Here is a 2057-nt window from a genome sequence, read left to right on the forward strand (position 1 = left end):
GTCCTGGAGAGCGGAAACGCCGCCAACCTCATGATCAACGAGTATCAACGGGGATCGGCGGGGGAGCGGGGGGCGCGGCGGCCGAGGAGGAGGACGTACGCCAGGAACGCGAGCCAGACGGCGGCGCCAAGGCCGACGCGGAGCGGGACCGGGACGGGGGCCGGGGTCACGAACGCCTCGATCACGGCGGAGACCGCGAAGAGCCCGACCAGCCCGACGGCGACCAGGATGCCGTCGCGGCCCGCCCGGGCCACCGCCTGCCCCCGGCTCAGCCCTGCGGACGGCGCGATCCACGCCCAGCCGGTACGCAGACCGACCCCGGCCGCCACGAAGACCCCGGTCAGCTCCAGCAGCCCGTGCGGGGTGATCAGGCCGAAGAAGACGTCCGCCCGGCCGTAGGAGACCATCACCCCGCCGACCACGCCGATGTTGAGCGCGTTCTGCCACAGCAGCCAGCCCACCGGGACGATCAGCACCCCGGAGGCCAGGCACTGGGCGGCGAGCCAGGCGTTGTGCGTCCACAGGTGGAAGGCGAAGGTCGGCGCGGTGAACTCGGTGTAGTAGCCGGCGAAGCCGGACTCCACCAGATCCACAGCGGCCTCCTCGCCGATGAACGCGGACGCGGTGTCCGGGTTACCGGCGACGAACCAGATCAGAAAGAAGGTGAGCAGGCTGAACCCGGTCGCCACCCCGCACCACCACGGCCAGGCCCGGTGGACCGCGCCGGGGAACCCGGCCAGCAGGAAGCGCCCGACCGCCGCCCAGGACGGGCGCGGACGGCCGGTGAGCCGGGCCCGGGCCCGCAGCACCACCTGGGAGAGCTGGCCGACCAGCGCCGGGTCGGGCGACCGGCTGCGCAGCACGGAAAGCTGGGTGGCCGCGCGCTGGTAGAGGGCGACCAGCTCGTCGATCTCGTCCGCGTCGAGCCGGCCACGACCGGAGAGCTCCTCCAGCCGCCGCCACTCCCCGCCGTGCTCCGCGACGTACGCGTCGAGATCCACCGCCACCCCCCGTCCGGCGATCATAGTGTTCACTGTCGGGGTGAGCGCGCAACCACGATCGCCGGCCCGGCCCGCCTCCTGGGGGGATGCCGGGCTGGTCAGCGGCGAGGCGGTGGAGCTGGACGTCCGGGCCGCCCGGATCGGCTCCCGGGTGCTCGCGCTGCTGCTCGACGTCCTGGTCCAGCTGCTGATCGCGCTGGCCCTGTCCCTGCTGGTCGGGATGGTGCTCACCGCCATGCCGATGTTCCTGGTAGACGCGGCGCTGGCCAACGCGGTCGGGGTGGTCGCGATGGTCCTGGTGCTGGTCGGTTACCCGGTGCTCTGGGAGCGGTTCAACCACGGTCGCACGCCGGGCAAGATGGCGGTGGGGCTGCGGGTGGTCAGCTCCGACGGCGCCCCGGTGGGGGTCCGGCAGTCGCTGACCCGGGCCCTGGTCGGCGTGGCGGTCGAGTGGCCCGGCCTGGTGCTGCCGCTGTTGAGCTGGATGGCCGGGGTGACGGTGATGCTGACCGACCGGCGTGGTCGCCGGCTCGGTGACCTGGTGGCGGGCACGCTGGTCGTGCACACCCGTACGGCGGCGGTCTGGCGGCCCGTCCCGACCGCGGTGCCGGCGCTGGTCGGCTGGGCGTACACCCTGGACCTGAGCCGGATGAACGACGGCCTGGCGCTGGCCGCGCGGCAGTACCTGGCGCGGGTGCACCAGCTCGCGGAGCCGGCGCGCGGGCGGCTGGGCCGCGGATTGTGGGCGGAGGTCGCGGCGGCGACCACCCCGCCCCCGCCGCCGGGCATGCCGGAGTCGGTCTACCTGGCGGCGGTCCTCGGCGAGCGGCACCGGCGGGCCGGGCACCGGTTGGGGCGTGGCCGGGCGGTGGCGGCGACGCTCTGGCCGGAGCTGATGCCCGGCTGGACCGCGCCGGCCGCTCCAGCCGGCACCGGGGAGCCAGCGCCGGGCACGCTCCGGGCCGCGGCCCCCGCTGCCGCGCCCACCGCACCGCCGGGCGGGCCCGTCTCCGTGCCCGTATCAGGGGGCCCTCCCGCGGCACCGGCCACCCCCGC

General features: G+C 75.4%; 2 protein-coding genes. One reads left to right on the plus strand and one right to left on the minus strand.

Annotated features, from left to right (window positions below; genetic code table 11):
• Positions 1-44 precede the first annotated feature (44 nt).
• Positions 45-1025 (minus strand): stage II sporulation protein M, encoded by a 981-nt coding sequence (locus tag C1I99_RS31265; RefSeq protein ID WP_233512824.1) that lies wholly within the window; start codon positions 1023-1025, stop codon positions 45-47.
• A gap of 16 nt (positions 1026-1041) precedes the next feature.
• On the opposite strand from C1I99_RS31265, the gene C1I99_RS31270 reads away from it, so the two are divergent.
• Positions 1042-2057, plus strand: a 1016-nt coding sequence (locus C1I99_RS31270) for an RDD family protein (RefSeq protein ID WP_233512825.1), incomplete at its 3' end; no start/stop codon positions are given.

The organism is Micromonospora deserti, assembly GCF_003236335.1.
Lineage (GTDB): Bacteria > Actinomycetota > Actinomycetes > Mycobacteriales > Micromonosporaceae > Micromonospora > Micromonospora deserti.